Origin of the sequence: Polaribacter sp. (assembly GCF_039939415.1) — a bacterium.
In the GTDB taxonomy this organism is placed as follows: domain Bacteria; phylum Bacteroidota; class Bacteroidia; order Flavobacteriales; family Flavobacteriaceae; genus Polaribacter.
The window spans coordinates 1-1,391 of record NZ_JBDVJE010000079.1 but is presented as its reverse complement, the minus strand read 5'-3'; the positions used below and the strand labels follow the sequence as shown (position 1 = coordinate 1,391).

The window sequence follows — 1,391 nt, the reverse complement described above, 5'->3', positions numbered from 1 at the left end:
ATAAGAATTGTGACCAACATTTTTATAAATAGTTAAATGTGTTTTGTTTTTTTTCTGAACATACAAAGCTTCAACCATGTCTATGGAACCAGAAAGAGGTACCGTAGGATCTACATCACCATGAAACGCCCAAATAGGAATTTTTCTAATTTCTTTTGCCATTGAAGGATCTCCAGCTCCACAAATTGGAATTGCAGCAGCAATCATTTTATGATAACGCATTACAAAATTCCAAGTACCATAACCTCCCATAGAGCAACCCATTACATAAATGCGGTTTTTATCTACTGCATTTTCTGTTATCACTTTGTCAAAAATTGCTTTGGCCAATTTCATTGGTTTACTTAGTGGAATGTCTTTCATATTATAAGAACCTTTTTTCCAAGGAACATTTACCCATTTTTGTTTTGCAGGACATTGAGGCATTAAAATAATACAAGGATTTTTTTGTTGTACCACCTCGTCCATCCAACCTGCAACCCAAGGGCGTAATTGTTTTAAATTATCATTTCCTCTTGATCCCGCTCCATGAAAAGAAAGCACCAAAGGATATTTCTTTTTAGGATTATAATTAGAAGGCAAAAACAACCTATAAGGCATTTTATTACCTTCGTTATCAGTATAAATATGAGCTATTGTGTTTTGTTCATAAAAAGAGTTTTTATACTCTTTAATCCCTTTTTTGAAATCTGAAGAATTTATATCAGAATAGAAAGTTTGTCCACAAATGGTACTAGTAAATGCAGTTAAAAATAAAAGAATATAATTTTTCATTTCTAAGTTATTAAAATTTAACTAATTATTTTTTGACTTATTTAGCATCGCTCCAATTGTCTGTTCTAAAAGACGAAGCAGGTAAAAGATTGGTATCATACAAAGTCCCATTTATCCAATTTTTCCACGCATATCTAACAGCAACAGGATTCGTTACTTTATCACTTGTAACCAATACTTTTTTTCGATTCACAATTTTGGCTGATGCTGGGTAAAATACCTTATCTATACCTGCTATTTCAAAACCTTTTAAACCATTATATGTATATAATCCATTTTCTGCCTTTTTAAAACTCAATAAAATAGCATTCTCTTTTTTCTCAAGAGATTTATACATTGGTCCTGCATAATCTATAGAATTAAACCCATAAGTTTGATTTAAAGCATTAAACAATAACCTGTCTGCTACTTCTTTCTTTTTTGGTGGGTGAATACTGTTTTTATCGCCAATATCCATCGTTATGGCAATTCCAGAATTAGGAATTAAATCTAAACATTGCAATTGAGCTTCTCTTATAAATGCAGTATTATCATTGGTTTGAAATACATCATTATTATCATATAAATATGGAGCAATTTGTACATAATAAAACGGGAAATCTCCAATTCCCCATCGA

At 31.1% G+C, this 1,391-nt stretch carries 1 protein-coding gene and 1 pseudogene; both read right to left on the bottom strand.

Translation table 11 applies throughout. The annotated features are described in order from the left end of the window. The coding region (locus tag ABJG40_RS13080; RefSeq protein ID WP_348025033.1) for a dienelactone hydrolase family protein at positions 1–774 on the bottom strand (774 nt) is incomplete at its 3' end. Positions 775–811: 37 nt separating this feature from the next. Continuing rightward, positions 812–1,391 (bottom strand): annotated as a pseudogene (locus ABJG40_RS13075) (sialate O-acetylesterase); the annotation flags it as partial.